This is a genomic window from Laspinema sp. D2d (genome assembly GCF_025370755.1).
In the GTDB taxonomy this organism is placed as follows: domain Bacteria; phylum Cyanobacteriota; class Cyanobacteriia; order Cyanobacteriales; family Laspinemataceae; genus Laspinema.
The window spans coordinates 1-15,222 of record NZ_JAMXFC010000030.1 but is presented as its reverse complement, the minus strand read 5'-3'; the positions used below and the strand labels follow the sequence as shown (position 1 = coordinate 15,222).

General features: G+C 46.0%; 9 protein-coding genes. 4 read left to right on the top strand and 5 right to left on the bottom strand.

Annotation, left to right across the window (positions count from 1 at the left end):
* Positions 1–55 precede the first annotated feature (55 nt).
* Positions 56–1,951 (top strand): serine/threonine-protein kinase, encoded by a 1,896-nt coding sequence (locus NG796_RS18680; RefSeq protein ID WP_261208399.1) that lies wholly within the window; start codon positions 56–58, stop codon positions 1,949–1,951.
* A 465-nt stretch (positions 1,952–2,416) separates the two neighbouring features.
* On the opposite strand, the gene NG796_RS18675 is transcribed toward NG796_RS18680, so the two are convergent.
* From NG796_RS18675 to NG796_RS18660, 4 genes are all read right to left on the bottom strand, one after another.
* On the bottom strand, positions 2,417–6,178 hold the full coding sequence (locus NG796_RS18675; RefSeq protein ID WP_261208398.1) for a DNA polymerase III subunit alpha: 3,762 nt from the start codon (positions 6,176–6,178) through the stop codon (positions 2,417–2,419).
* Between the two features lie 242 nt (positions 6,179–6,420).
* Positions 6,421–7,338, bottom strand: coding sequence for an alpha/beta hydrolase (locus NG796_RS18670; protein WP_261208397.1), 918 nt, complete (start codon positions 7,336–7,338; stop codon positions 6,421–6,423).
* Positions 7,339–7,419: 81 nt separating this feature from the next.
* Positions 7,420–8,877: an Asp-tRNA(Asn)/Glu-tRNA(Gln) amidotransferase subunit GatA gene (gene gatA / locus NG796_RS18665; protein ID WP_261208396.1), complete on the bottom strand. Its 1,458-nt coding sequence runs from the start codon at positions 8,875–8,877 to the stop codon at positions 7,420–7,422.
* 287 nt (positions 8,878–9,164) lie between these two features.
* Complete coding sequence (locus NG796_RS18660; protein WP_261208394.1) at positions 9,165–9,998, bottom strand: TlyA family RNA methyltransferase; 834 nt, start codon at positions 9,996–9,998, stop codon at positions 9,165–9,167.
* A 1,101-nt stretch (positions 9,999–11,099) separates the two neighbouring features.
* Here NG796_RS18660 and NG796_RS18655 point away from each other — a divergent pair.
* From NG796_RS18655 to NG796_RS18645, 3 genes are all read left to right on the top strand, one after another.
* Entirely contained in the window at positions 11,100–12,563 is a 1,464-nt protein-coding gene (locus NG796_RS18655; protein WP_261208393.1) for a CHASE3 domain-containing protein, read from the top strand.
* A gap of 485 nt (positions 12,564–13,048) precedes the next feature.
* The gene (locus NG796_RS18650) at positions 13,049–13,552 is read left to right on the top strand and encodes a hypothetical protein (protein ID WP_261208392.1); all 504 of its coding nucleotides are present in this window, start codon (positions 13,049–13,051) and stop codon (positions 13,550–13,552) included.
* Between the two features lie 353 nt (positions 13,553–13,905).
* Positions 13,906–14,103 carry a hypothetical protein gene (locus NG796_RS18645; protein WP_261208391.1) on the top strand — a complete coding sequence of 66 codons (198 nt, stop codon included), beginning with the start codon at positions 13,906–13,908 and terminating at the stop codon, positions 14,101–14,103.
* 269 nt (positions 14,104–14,372) lie between these two features.
* Here NG796_RS18645 and apcB read toward each other — a convergent pair whose 3' ends face one another.
* Positions 14,373–14,882 carry an allophycocyanin subunit beta gene (gene apcB, locus NG796_RS18640; RefSeq protein ID WP_261208390.1) on the bottom strand — a complete coding sequence of 170 codons (510 nt, stop codon included), beginning with the start codon at positions 14,880–14,882 and terminating at the stop codon, positions 14,373–14,375.
* Positions 14,883–15,222: the final 340 nt, after the last annotated feature.

Below are 15,222 nucleotides of genomic sequence, written 5' to 3'. Positions count from 1 at the left end.
CCAAACTTCTGGTAAAGACTGATTATTATATAACCACTTCTGAGTGTTTGCTGGTATGACATATTGCGTGAATCCCGCTTGCCAAAATCCCCAAAACCCAACGAATATCCCAGCTTGTCTAAGTTGTGGAGCAAATTTCCTGCTGAAAGAGCGCTATCGTACCATCCAACTTCTCGGAGAAGGGGGTATGGAACGAACTTTTTTGGCGGTGGATCAACAGAATCAAGACAATTACTGCATTATCAAGCAACTACTGCCGGTCGAAACTGGCTTTGAAGCCTCCGCAAACAACAGTAGTACCCTGGAAAAAGCGATTGAAGTCTTCGAGCACGATGCTCAACGTCGGCAGGCAATGGCCGATCACCGGCAGATTGCCAAGTTACTGGATTATTTTGAGCAAGACAAACGCCTCTACATGGCGATCGAGTTTATCGACGGCCAAAGTTTGCTGGAAGAGATGGAACAACAGGGTCCATTCCGAGAACCCCAAATTTGGGAACTCCTGGATCACCTATTACCCGTGTTTAAAATTATTCACGATGGCAATATTATTCACCGAGATATCAAACCCGATAATATTCGCCGCCGCCATAACGGGGAATTAGTCCTGACGAATCTAGGCATTTCTAAACATTTAGCCAGTCTGGGACTTGCCCGAACCGGGAGCACCATTGGAACGGAAGGATATGCGCCTCCAGAACAGATCCGGGGAGGTCTCGCCTATCCCGCCAGCGATCTCTACAGTCTCGGGGTCACCTGCATTCAACTGTTAACCGGAGAATGGGTGGACGATTTGTACGACCCCTTGGAGGGAAGATGGATCTGGAGAGAACGCCTCTGGAAAATGGGGACTGATGTGAGTGACGGTTTAACGCAAATCTTAGACAAACTGTTACAGGACCGCGTGAATGAACGGTATCAGTCTGTCTCAGACGTTCTGGAAGACGTCCCTTCTCGACGACCAACCTTTTTGAATTCAGTAGAAGACCAAACTTTACCACCCACTCTCCCCACCGCCACCCCACCGGCAACCCCATCCCTGGTAAATCCCAATGCCTGGAGATGCATTCGGACCCTCAAAGGTCATCAAGGTTGGGTCTGGGCGATCGCCTTTAGTCCCGATGGTAGTACCTTAGCCAGTGGTAGCGCTGATCAATCGGTCATTCTCTGGAATCCCATCACTGGCGATCGCCTGCGCACCCTAGAGGGTCATTCCGATTTAGTCCTCTCGGTTACCTTTAGTCCCGTATCTCCCCTATTAGCCAGTAGCAGCCGAGATAAAAGCATTATTCTGTGGAATGCTGAAACCGGGGAACGCATTCGCAACCTGGGAGGATGGTTTTCCGGCCATTCTGAATTAGTGGATGCTTTAGCCTTCAGTCCCGATGGGACCATGTTGGCTTCCGGCAGTTGGGACCGGAAAATCATTCTCTGGAATCCCTACACCGGCAAAGCCTTTCGCAAACTCAGGGGCCACTCAAGCTGGGTCTATTCCCTCGCCTTTAGTCCCGATGGCATTACCCTCGCCTCCGGCAGTCGCGACACCACCCTGATGCTGTGGAATGTCCACACTGGCAAGCAATTTTTTACCCTGTACGGCGATTCTGGCCTCGTCAATGCCGTGGCTTTCAGTCCAGATGGCAAAACCATCGTCAGTGGCAATTTTGATGGCACTCTCGTCTTGTGGGATGTCGGTCGGGGTGAGCAAATTACTCGCTTGGCGGGACATTCAGAACGGGTGAATACTCTCGCCTTTAGTCCCGATGGCAAATTACTCGCCAGTGGTAGCCGAGATCAAACCGTTATCCTCTGGGATGTCCGCAAGCGCAAACCAATTTGTACTCTGACCGATCATAGCGATCGCGTCTTTGCCGTGGCATTCAGTCCCGATAGCAAAACCCTCGCCACTGCCGCAGGGGATGAGACGGTTAAGTTATGGCGGGCACCGTGAGGGAGATGGGGAGGATGGGGGAGATGGGGGAGATGGGGAGGATGGGGGAGATGGGGAGGATGGGGGAGATGGGGAGGATGGGGAGGATGGGGAGGACTTACAAGAGTAGGTTTTTTACGCTTAACGGCACCTCCGGTCCCCTCCCCTTAGCAAGGGGAGGGTTAGGGTGGGGTCCTGGTGACGTGGGGTAAGCCACGTCACGCACTCTTAAGGGTTTAAGGACCTGTATGGAGGCTGGAGAAACCTCTTTGTTCGTGACGCGCGATCGCGCCTGTACGAGAAGTTTCCACCTACTCATTCCTCAATTGACACGCGATCGCCCGTCAATGAGCACCCCACCCTAACCCTCCCCTTGGTAAGGGGAGGGGACCGGAAGTAAAAAATCGACTTTTGTAAGGATGGGGAGGATGGGGGAGAAATTGGGCAGTTTGTCGTAATGACTGAGGTTGTTATCCCCATAAGTTCTTATGCTTCTCCTTCTTCCAAGTTTTGCAAAATGGACCGAATTGAGTTGAGATAGGGAACAGTAAGGTGTTCAAAGGGAATTCGGTCCGGGAATGGGGGTAGATTCCCCATCCCATTTAAGGGAGGGAGAGAATAGACTACCGCCGGGAATCCAGCAGAATTGAGGGCGGTGACCACATTATGACAATCCTGAACCCAGAAATTGGGTCCGCAAATGGCAGCGGCGCGATGGCGATCGCCGGATTTAACGATGATGGCAACGGTTGGAACTGTTGCTTGAGTTTTGTCTGCGGAATGTTCTTCAAGAATCACTTTCAGGCGATCGAGCACTTCTGGCGTATTGATGCGATCGGTCGTCAGTTCTAGCAAAATCATCTCCGTTATCCTCGTCGGTGCGATCGCCTCCGGCAGTGGGTTTAACTCATCCAATTTCAAGACTTTGGCATCTTCGACAATCAACTGAGTGCGATCGTCCCGGCGATCGACTTTCCCCTCAATCAGTATGGGTGTATCGGGAATGAGCAACTCGTGGACTTGTTCATAAGTATCGGGAAATACCACCGCTTCTGCCTTCCCTTCAATATCTTCCATTTGCAAAAAGGCCATGCGGCGTTCGTCTTTTTTGGTGAGAATCTGTTTAACTTCCGTCAATACCACCAGCACACTAATTTTAGTACGTGATTTCTGTTCATCTAGTTTCCCCAAACTCACCACCGTAATTCCCAAATGTTCGGCAATTCTGCCCGCATTTTTTAAGGGATGTTCAGATACATAAAATCCCAGCAATTCTTTCTCAAATTGCAGCTTTTCTTCCACGGGAAAATCAGCAACATTGGGAGGGACTGGGGCCGATTCAAACGTCGATGTCTCGGTCATTACTGCCAGTTGGTCAAATAAATTAAGCTGGCCGGTTTCTTGTTCCTTGGCCCGGTCCTGCGCCCATTTAATCGCCAGCGGCATATATTCGATCGCTTGTTTGCGGTTGGGATTCAGACCATCCAACGCCCCACACTTAATCAGGGCTTCTAAGGCGCGACTGTTGACCGTATGTAGATTAATGCGATCGCACAAATCTGCCAAAGAGTGAAACGGCCCCTTCGCCTCACGTTCCGCCAAAATGCACTGAATCGCATTGTCGCCAATATTTTTAATCGCCGACAATCCAAACAGAATCGTTTTCTTTTCTTCAGTTGCTTCCACCGGGGTAAAATCCACCCCAGACCGATTAATATCTGGTCCTTGAACGGTGATATTTAACTCTTGACAGTTGGCGATATATTTCTGAACTTTATCCTGGTCCCCACTATTTGAAGTCAGCAAAGCCGCCATATATTCGACGGGATAATTCGCCTTCAAATAAGCCGTTTGATAGGTTACATAACCGTAAGCAGTGGAATGGGATTTATTAAAGCAATATTCGGCGAACAAAAGCATTTGATTAAACAAGTTTTCTGCAATGGATTTAGAGACTCCATTTTTAGTTGCCCCATCCAGAAAAAGTTCCCGATGTTTATTCATTTCTTCGGGTTTCTTTTTACCCATTGCACGGCGTAATAAATCCGCTTGACCCAAGGAATATCCTCCTAAATCTTGGGCTATTTTCATGATCTGCTCTTGATAGACCATGACTGCATAAGTTTCTTGAAGAATGCCTTCTAAAAGAGGATGTTCATAGGCAATTTCTTCGCGTCCATGTTTGCGATCGATAAATTTAGGAATTAGACCCGCATCTAAAGGACCGGGACGATAGAGGGCTAAAATGGAAGAAATATCTTCAATACAAGAGGGTTTTAAATCTTGGACAATTTGTTTCATCCCCGAGGATTCTAATTGAAATACTCCTTCAAGGTCCCCTCGTTCTAAAATCTTGTAGGTATTTTCAATATCTTTGGGAAATTTTTTAGTGCCTCTGCCTCTAACTTCTTGTGCTCGTCGTTCTTCAGCGGGAAACTGATAGGGGTCAAAATCAAGATTTTTTGTTTCTTTGATATAGTCAAGGGTTTTCTGAATCATGGTTAAATTCTTTAACCCTAAAAAGTCCATTTTTAATAACCCCAGGGATTCTAAATCCTCCATCGGATACTGGGTAATGGTGGCACCGTCGTTATTCTTTTGCAGGGGAACAATTTCATCTAAGGGGTCAGCAGAAATCACGACTCCGGCAGCATGAACCCCAGAACTTTTGTTGGTTCCTTCGATTCTAATTGCCATATCCAACCATTGTTGGAATTTGACGACTGTCCCATCTTCTCGGGTAATTTCTTCATTTTTAACGTAGGCTTCTCGAAATTCCGGGGCAGGAGATTTATCGGAAATCATCACATATAATTTTTCTGGTTTCCCCCGGGCGACGGGAATTAATTTTGCCATTTCATCGGATTTTTTGTAGGGAATTCCTAACACCCGGGCGACATCTTTTAACACGGCTTTAGAAGTCAGGCGGTTAAAGGTGATGATTTGGGCAACCCGTTCTTTCCCATATTTTTCGGTAACATATTGAATCACTTCATCTCGGCGAGAGATACAAAAATCTGTATCAATATCCGGCATAGACTTCCGTTCTGGGTTCAAGAAGCGCTCAAACAGGAGTCCATGATGTACCGGATCAATATTGGTAATTTGCATGGCATAGGCGACGAGAGAACCAGCGGCAGAACCTCTTCCGGGACCGACAGGAATGCCCCGATCGCGTGCATATTTGATGTAATCCCACACTACCAAAAAGTACGCTGCAAACCCCATTTCTTGCAGCATTTTTACTTCATAAACCAGGCGATCGCGATAGACTTGGGGAATTTCTTCGTAGCTTCTACACTTAAAGCGTTCCTTCAGTCCTTCTTTGGCAATCCATTCCACATAGGTGTTGGGAGTTTCTCCCGGAGGACATTGGAAATCAGGAATCCGAGGTTCACCTAGAATATGATACGTTTCGACTTTCTGGGCAACTTCTAGGGTATTGGCGATCGCCTCTTGAATGACTTCATCCGACAAATGATCTCTAAACAATAACGCCATCTCTTCGGCGGATTTCATATACTCCGTTCCGCTATAGCGCATCCGCTTATCTTCACTAATCAGCTTGCCGGTTTGAATGCACAACAGCGCATCATGAGCTTCTACATCATAACAGGAGATAAAATGGGAATCGTTAGTAGCAATTAGTTTAATATTCAGTTCTCGGGCAATTTTTACGATCTCCACATTCACGATCCGGTCTTCCTGAGACCCATGATCTTGCAGTTCTAAATAATAATCATCCCCAAAGAGTTTCTTATACCATTTTGCTACTTTTCGAGCGACATCCAGTTTATTTTGTAAAATGGCTTGGGGAATTTCTCCCCCTAAACAAGCACTGGTAACGATTAACCCTTCGTGATATTGTTCTAACAGTTCTTTATTAATACAAGGACGGGCAAAAATTCCTTTGCCGTGAATCCCCTCCAGACTAGAAATTGTGGTTAATTTGACTAAATTTTTATAGCCTTGGGTATTTTTAGCTAAAACAACTTGATGATAGCGACGGCAACGGGCTTTGGTGTCTAAGGGTTCATTAATGACATACATTTCATTGCCGATAATCGGTTTAATTCCTTTGCCTCGGCAGACTTTAATCAGTTCGATCGCCCCATACATGACCCCGTGATCCGTCAGGGCGATCGCAGGCATTCCCAACTCGATCGCCTTGTCAATCAGTTGCGGAATCTGACTAGCACCATCGAGCAGACTATAATCGGTGTGAATATGTAGACCAACAAATGACATAACGCTACGTTTAATTGCAGTTTAATGATGAAATGAGTAGAGTATTGATATTGAGATCTGTGAAATTTATTCCGGAGTTAGTCTTATTTTAACGTTTTTATGAAGGATTGAAAATTAAACTGAATCCGATGGTCAAACCCCTATTTTAAGGGAAGCCCGCACAGGCGGGCTTGATTTACGTCGCTGCACCCTTCAAGGGGTCCGATTTGACTCGATAGACTGCTCGGAAGGATTGAACCCCGTTATCGAAAAGATTGGATTTCATTGCGGGAAATCTCTGCACTGCGGGACCTTTCAGCCAGGGTAATAAAGTCTCTCACCACTTGAAAATAAGACTCACCGGCAATCGATGCCACATTATTATGTCCGGCATCGGGTACTAAAAAGATGCGTTTCGGTTCCGGTGCAATTTGATAAAGCTGTTCGCTCATTTCACTGGGAATTTGTGGATCAGCCATCCCATGAATGAACAAAACTGGAACCTGTAATTCGCTCATTTTAGCGCGAGAATTAAAGTGATGGGTTAACAATAAATCAATGGGAAACATCCAAAAATGGAAGCGATAATCCACCATTTCTCGCATAGTGGTAAACGAACTTTGCACGATGACTCCAGCGGCATCGGGTTGACGACTTGCCAAGTCCACCGCGATCGCCCCCCCGAGAGAATGTCCATACAAGAAAATCTGTTCCGGCGATATCCCCCGGTCCTGTATTAAATAGTTCCAAGCGGTTTGCGCATCTACAAATACAGTATTCTCCGTGGGAAATGACCCTTCCGAGAGTCCATACCCCCGGTAATCAATTAACAACACGGAGAATCCTAGCTGATGAAACCGGGCAGCATGATTGACATTTGCCCCAATATTTACCCCATTCCCATGCAGGTACAACAAGACGCGATCGCTTGAAGTTTCTGACGGAATCCACCAAGCATGAATCCGTTCTACCTTGCCACTTTTCTGACTCACCGGAATCCAAACTTCTTCATACTTGAGTTCGAGTTCCGCTGGCGTTGTTTCTATAACAGGTGCGGGAAAAAAGATAAACCGATTTTGCCGCAAATAGAGAAACAAACAAGCCCCAAAGTAGGCGATCGCTAAAATCCCTGCAATCAAAACAGGTCCTTTCAAAGAAGTCGGCAGTCCCATTCCACTCATGCCAATTGCAATGTTAGAGATTTGTTTTCGGCCAAAATTAGGACAGTCTCAGTTCCCTTGGACAATCCCCCCATCACTGTTCTAAATTTGCGGTTTCCGGTTATGCCATTCTGTTGCCTGTTCGTACGCATAGGCGACTTCAAACAGTAAATCTTCCCGCAATACATTGGCAATCATTTGCATTCCAATGGGCAATCCTTGGTCATCAAAACCACAGGGAATACTCAGAGCGGGTAACCCCCCTAAATTGACCGGAATAGTCATCAAATCGGACAAATACATACTCAATGGATCAGCCGTCTTTTCCCCAGCTTTAAAGGCTGTCGAAGGAGCCGTAGGACAAACTAAAATATCCACCTGGGCGAAGGCTCGTTCAAAATCTTCCTTAATTAAGGTCCGAACTTTTTGCGCCTTGAGATAATAGGCATCATAATAGCCCGCTGATAGCGCATAAGTCCCGATCGCAATCCGGCGTTTTACCTCCGCCCCAAATCCCTGAGCCCGCGTCTTACCATACATCTCAATCAAACTTTCACTATCCTCGGCACGGAACCCATATTTCACCCCATCGTAACGGGCAAGGTTCGCCGAAGCTTCCGAAGGCGCAATAATGTAGTAAGTCGGCAACCCATAACGGAACCGGGGGCAAGATACCACCTGAATTTCTGCCCCTAACTCTTGCAACACCTCGATCGCCTTGGTGACGGCTTTTTCCACTCCCGCATCTAACCCATCCCCAAAGGTTTCCTTAATGATCCCAATCCGTCGCTGACCCTTTGGCTTTAAATTGGGCTTCACGAATTTCATATAGTCTGGGATCGTGACATTCAGACTCGTAGAATCCTTGGGATCATAGCCTGCAATGTGCTTGAGCAAAATTGCCGCATCTTCTACCGTGCGTCCAAAGGGTCCAATTTGGTCCAAGGAAGAGGCATAAGCGACTAATCCATACCGGGACACTAATCCGTAAGTCGGTTTCATCCCCACCACACCACAAAACGATGCGGGTTGGCGAATGGAACCCCCAGTATCCGAACCGAGGGCTACAATACATTCTCCCGAGGAGACAGCAGCCGCTGACCCTCCGGAAGACCCCCCAGGAATCCGGCTCAGGTCCCAAGGGTTCGCGGTGAGCTGAAAGGCTGAGTTTTCCGTGGAACTGCCCATTGCAAACTCGTCCATGTTGGTTTTACCCACCATTACCGCCCCTGCCTTAATTAAACGCTCAGTCACCGTGGATTCGTAGGGCGGCACATAGTTTTCCAGCATTCGGGATCCGCAAGTGGTGCGGACTCCCTCGGTGCACATATTGTCTTTAATCGCGATAGGAATGCCTGCGAGCATACCGATTTCTTCACCGGCAGCGATTTTGGCATCCACCCGTTTCGCTTGTTCCAAGGCGCGATCGGGTGTCACGAGTAAGAAGCTATGTAGTTTGGGTTCTAACTTATCGATCCGCTCTAGGGCTTCTTGGGTAATTTCTACCGCCGAGCGTTCTTTTCGGATTAGTTGTTTGTGTAACTCGCGGATGGATGCCATGCTCGTACCTTATGATTTCAATCTTAATATTAAGGTGACCTCAACTCGCCAGAATACCATCAAGCTTGGGGCTTTCAAATCTTTGGCGCAGCCAGCGTCTCTAAACTCATGCTATATCAGAATGAACAGGCACTCCGAGGAGTTTAATACTTTGATCGGCTCTAATTGTGGGGACACTTCACGAAGGCTGGCTCACTCAATGCCTGGATGCAGTTGAGACTCAGGGCTTGTTTCGGGGATCTATCCCCTAGGGGTAATTTTCTGCACCGGATCCCCGAGAATTTCTCTTAGAGGGGCGATGTCTCTTTGTTCTTAATCTCTTGTTGTGCCTGTTTTGCCATCAGCGCGATCGCCGCTTGATCCGGCGCAGGGGTATCGCTTGCCATCTTTAACCACAGTAAATACTCAATATTTCCCGCTGGACCACTGATGGGGGACCAAGTTAACCCGCCATACCCCCAACCGAGGTCCAGTGCCGCTTGCAAGACTTGAAAAATCGCATCGGTATGGTCCGCTGGATCCCGCACTACACCTTTTTTCCCGACCCGCGATCGCCCGACTTCAAACTGAGGTTTGACCAACAAGACTAATTCTCTAGGAGGCACCAGCAATTCCCATAAGGCCGGTAATATCTTACTCAGAGAAATAAACGAGACATCCACCACCCCCAAATTTGGCAGATTCTCTTCAGACTCATACAAATCGGTTTTCGTCAAGTACCGCAAATTAGTCCGTTCGCGCAGAATTACCCGGGGGTCGTTACGCAGTCCCCAATCTACTTGACCATAGCCCACATCAATACCATAGACGAGTTTAGCTCCCGCTTGCAGCAAACAGTCCGTAAAGCCTCCAGTAGAAATACCGCCATCGAGACAGAGGCGATCGCTCACGGGAATGGGAAAGGTTTCTAGGGCTTTTGCGAGTTTTTCGCCACCTCGGGAAACAAAGCGCGATCGCTCTTTGACCTGAAGTTCCGCATTGATATCCACTTCAGTCCCCGGTTTATCCAGCAGTTGCCCATTTACCCGGACTTCCCCAGCGCGAATAAACCGTTGTGCCTGCTGCCTAGAGGAACAGAGGTTTCTTTCTACTAACAAGGTGTCGAGTCGTTGTTTAGCCACGGGATTTCAGGAGTGCCGACGGATTTGGAATACCTGATTTTACCGTTTTTTGGGCCAAAATTTAGGCGATCGCTCGGAAAAAATGGCTCCGATCCAGCCAACCCCGTCACCCTTGAATACTTCATAAATTCCTCAAGTTTCCCTCTTTTTAAAGATGAGATGAAGCGTTTTAAATTCTTTATCTTTACTCTTGAACCCGATGGGATATGCCAGCCTAATGTTCGCACCCGTCTCATCGTATCCCTATGGACAATGCTTGGGTCAGCCAGGAGAACCACCTTGACGCGATCGCGAAGCCGTTGCGATGCATCTTGCAGCAGCTTTTGATAGGCTTCTGATTAGACCGACGCACTCAGATGAGCCAAAACTCGCCAATTCAAGGGCAAGGCACGACCCCTCACCTTCTTTTATCAGTCAATCACAGACCCTCCTTAAGCTCCAATCATTTAGGGTCTGGCAATTGGAAGTTTTACCCGTGAGTCTTATTATTAATTATGATGGAGATAGAGGCAGATGAAGCCTCCGTCGAGTTAGCAAAAACGGGCCAAATTCGAGTAATAGTGCCAGCTCACCGATCGATTCATAAAAGTTTACAAGTTCAGAGCAAATACCTTCACGGGAACTCTCAGGATGGTAGGTGTTCTTACTCTCTAAATACCGCTCAGAACTGAAAGAAATTGAAGTAAAGTAGCAGCATTTGAAACGGGATGAATTGGCCGGACGGATGTTAGAAGCTGAACTAAACCTAGCTTATGAGGTTATGGCAGGTGTAGAAGCCAGAATTACACCGGGAAACTATACCTCTTGTAAAATTCTTTAAAGCCCCCCGATAAATAAACATTCATTCCTCTGGCTTCCCCCGTTAAATAAACATTTATTCCTCTGGCTTCCCCCTTCTTAAGGGGGACGGGAGGGGGTTCCAAGGGGGACGGGAGGGGGATCTCAGGGGGTTTGGGGGGATCAATCTTTTTTTTGCAAGAGGTCTACTATACAGCCAAACGGTTTAAGTTTAATTGTTGTTCGTCTTCTTAACCTATCTTTACTTCGTAGCGATTTTTTCACGTCTTTACTTATAAATCCAAAGCAGTGAACCCAAACAACATGAAAGTTCAAAAACAACAATGGAAGCTAGGGAAAATCCTCTCCCTTGGCTTAGGAACAATTGCTCTGCTCAATATTGTTGTCAGTGCTATTGCCTACACAACAAATAGGAGTTTAGTAGAAACCATGAATTGGGTGAATCATACGAATGAAGTTAAGTCAAATATTCGATTGCTCGAAAAAGTGGTAATCGATGCGGAAACAGGTCAACGGGGATTTATATTTACTGGAAATCAAGACTTTTTAGAACCCTACAATCAAAGTCTACGACAAGAAATGAGGGTATTCCAAGACTTAAAAAAATTGATCCAGGATAACCCAGAGCAAACTCAAAAGCTCACGGTAATTAATGGGTTAATAGCAGATAAGTTTGCAGAACTGGATGAAACGATTAATTTGAAGCAAAATGGACAAAATCAACAGCTTATAGCATTGGTTAATTCGGGTAAAGGCAAACAAATTATGGATGAAATTCGCTTTCAAATCAATGAAATGGAGGATACTGAAAATGCGTTGCTCATGGTGCGGAAACAAAGAGCAACTCAGGCAGAAAATTGGATGAATATTTCGATAGTATTGGGAGCAGTTATTTTATTAATTATTGTTCTTTTAATCTTCCGATTTACACAACAAAAAATTATTCATCCCATCGAAGCAGTTTCCCTAGAGTTAACCGCAATGTCGTCTCAACTCGCAAGCACGATTGAGGAGCAGGAAACTATTGCAACTCAACAGGCAGCATCCATGAGTCAAACCACCGCAACAGTGAGCGAACTGGCGGTATCGTCGCAATATATGGCGAGCCAAGCTGAATCAACTTCAATGCAGGGTAAACAGGTTATTGCTCTTACGGAATCCGGACAGGATGCTATGGAATCCTCAGTCCAGGAAATGAAAATATTACAAGACAATGCGGGAAAAATAACACAACAAATTCAAATTCTTGAAACCCAAACTGCCCGAATTGGAATGATTTCTAATTTGGTGAGTGAAATTGCGATGCAAACAGAGTTATTGGCATTAAATGCGGCCATTGAGGCTGTTCGCGAGGGAGAGCATGGCAAAGGGTTTGGGGTGGTTGCGGCTGAAATTCGGAAGCTTGCTGACCAAAGTAAAAACTCGGCTCGTCAAATCAATACATTAGTTCAAGAAATCAAAAATTCGATTCATTCAACAACGCAGGTGACGGTAGAAGGGTCTCGAAAAATCGACCAATTAATGCAGGTGATTCAATCAGCAGCGGAAACATTTGAAACGGTTTTCACCTCGATTAATACGGTGGTGTTGAGTTCTCAACAAATTGCCGCTAATATCAAGCAGCAGGATATCGCCATTCAACAAATTACGGAAGTGGTGACGAGTATTAATTTAGGGGCGAGTCAAACGGCGGTGGGGTTTAGGCAGACTCGGGTCAGTAGCCAACAGTTAAAGGATAATGCGAAAATTTTAGCGGATTTGGTGTAGGGCGATCGCTCCCTCCCTCCATATAGGGGCCACTTCAAAACTCTTCAGCCTTCTCCTCTGATTCTTTTGTCAGTCAATCAGGTTTCAGGCACTGGATCAAGAGAGATAAATTTTTATCAGTCATGAATCATTAATAATTTTGAATTGTCAAGGTTTTATGACAATTCAAGGTTTTACATCCTTCCCAAACTTTTCATTTAAAAAGAGGGACCTGGGAGGGTCCTCGTTGTGCAAAACCTCTATAGAGGCGGTCAAAGCTGAATGCTTCATATTTTTTTACGAAAAATCATGCACAAAATTATTGACGAAACTGTAACCAATGTTACCATTAAGGAGAAATCCAAGAAAAATCACCCATCTTCTTCATCCCACTCTTAATCCCTGAAGTCTGGAGAGACGCGGTTTAATTCAATCGGGTTAGGGAGTTGGATTAAGACGAGGAATTAGCTTGGATCCGCAGTTAAAATTACAGTGGAGAGGCACTCATGTTAGAAGCAAAACTCAACCCCTGCGCCAATTTATTGTATGGCTGGATTCAGCGCCGAGGAAGCGGAGAATCCTCCGTTAAGGTAGATTTACAAGATTTTAAAGCCTGGATATCGGAATATCGAGACCGTCCTTATAGCGATCGCGAAATTTTTGATGCCTTGCAACAATTAAAAGAACTTGCCGCCGTGGGGATTTCTAAAACTGAAGTCACCGTCTGGGTAAAACCGAGAGAAATGCAAGGTTCCACTGAGCATCCTTCTCTGGAATTATTACTAAATGAGTGCAATATAACCGCAGAAAATTCAAGAAATCAGCACCATTGGAATGATTTTCTCGGCGATCGCCCGAATCGATTCCTAACCGTTTCCTTGATTGTCTTAACCTCTTTTCTCTGTGGACTCATTCCCCTGATTGCGGTTCAAACCGTCCCGGAAACCCAACTAGCCCAGGTAGAAACCCTAACTCCCTGGAGTGTACTTGGGGAAAACGATACTTATTAATGTTTTAGATCGGTTCGTTAAAATCCCAATTCCCTAGTTGCCGCTTTCATAACATGACGAAATCCGTTTTTTAAATCAACCCAGATTATCGGGGCCTTATACCAGAAAGTCATGCCCTCAAAGGGGTGTGGCATTTTCTGGAGTCGGGGAATCCTCTTGAGTTCAGCAATCAAGGAACTTTTTACGTCTATATCAGATATTGTCCATTTTAGAAACGATCGAGATCCTATTTGTCACTGTTTTCGATCGCCTAAGTGACTAAGTAAGATCACTTAGGAAATATAGAAATGGCTTGATGATTGAGATAGGTAACAATTTCAGAACCAATATTGACGTTCTAGGCAAATTCAGGTATGGCCTTCTCACAAGCGACCGACCGTGATTCCTTAAAACCCTCAGAAAATCTCTTAGCGGTTCTGAGTGGAGATAGCATTTATATTGTTTATCCCAATGGCAAGGTAGAAGCGATCGCCAGTCAATTTTTAGAGCGATCGCGGATTAAAAATCTGCTTCAAGGGTGTCAGGTCTGGGGCGACCTGGCTGCTTTCTAAAAAAAGCCAGTCATCTCAAATCCGGTGGACATAACCTCAAATCAAAAAAAGATGTAGAAACGCTCCATTTCTCATCTTTACAGCAGTGTGAGGATATAAAATTCAGCTAGAGGGTTACTCACCCGGATTGGGGATTTCCCTGATTGACCTTTTTATCAAGCTCATCAGGGAAAAATTAAAGGATTGATTAAGATCCCTAACCCCCCAAAATATAAAGTCCGCCAATGCGGACTTCCCGAGATTCAAAATTCGGTTTTAAAGTCTTACGACTAAATGTCGCGTTCGCTTAACTCGCGACTAATATGATCAAAGGGTTGATCTACCCAATCACCGGGTTGAATCCCAGCTTCGGTGATCTTTTCTCTGACCAGTTCTTTGAGGATTTGAATCCCAACGACAGTCGGTCCAATCGGAACGCCTAAAGAATTGTAAGTTTCCCGCAATCCTTGCAGAACTCGTTCATCAAGAACGTCGGTATTTCCTGCAACTAAGGCATAGCTGGCATACCGCAGATAATAATCCATATCCCGTAGGCAGGCCGCATAGCGACGGGTCGTATAAGCATTTCCACCCGGACGAATCAACTCAGGTAAATCCGCAAATAAACGGAGCCCGGCTTGTTTCACCAGTTCGGCTGCATTGGCATTAATAATTCCAGCCGCTTGTACCCGGACAGTCCCCGTTTGAAAATAGGACTTCAGGTTATCAATGGCGTCGCGATCGAGATAGCGACCTGTGACGTCATAGTTTTTTATCAGGCTTGTGATTGCGTCCCGCATTAAATTTCTTCTCCCAACAGTGTCAACAGATGGTTTACTACTCTTGTGTCAATGAGAGTGTTGTGCGTTATCAAGATTCGGGCAACAACAGGACCGATCGCCGAGTATTGTTACTACTTTGATGAGCAAAAATACTTAGGAGGGAGTGAGGCGAATTGGCCTTTGCTTCCCCTCGGATGTTAGATGCTCGAACGTTTGTAGTCTACTACAAAGCGATACCCAGGAACAGACTATGGAGTGATTGTAAAGAAAGGCGATCGGGGTGGGGGAGATGGGGAGGATGGGGAGGATGGGGAGGATGGGGAGGATGGGGAAGATGGGGAGGATGGGGGAGAGAGAG

Coding starts and splice junctions, on each gene's coding strand:
- NG796_RS18680 (WP_261208399.1), top strand. CDS start 56: ATGACATATTGCGTGAATCCCGCTTGCCAAAATCCCCAAAACCCAACG.
- NG796_RS18675 (WP_261208398.1), bottom strand. CDS start 6,178: ATGTCATTTGTTGGTCTACATATTCACACCGATTATAGTCTGCTCGAT.
- NG796_RS18670 (WP_261208397.1), bottom strand. CDS start 7,338: ATGAGTGGAATGGGACTGCCGACTTCTTTGAAAGGACCTGTTTTGATT.
- gatA (WP_261208396.1), bottom strand. CDS start 8,877: ATGGCATCCATCCGCGAGTTACACAAACAACTAATCCGAAAAGAACGC.
- NG796_RS18655 (WP_261208393.1), top strand. CDS start 11,100: ATGAAAGTTCAAAAACAACAATGGAAGCTAGGGAAAATCCTCTCCCTT.
- NG796_RS18650 (WP_261208392.1), top strand. CDS start 13,049: ATGTTAGAAGCAAAACTCAACCCCTGCGCCAATTTATTGTATGGCTGG.
- NG796_RS18645 (WP_261208391.1), top strand. CDS start 13,906: ATGGCCTTCTCACAAGCGACCGACCGTGATTCCTTAAAACCCTCAGAA.
- apcB (WP_261208390.1), bottom strand. CDS start 14,882: ATGCGGGACGCAATCACAAGCCTGATAAAAAACTATGACGTCACAGGT.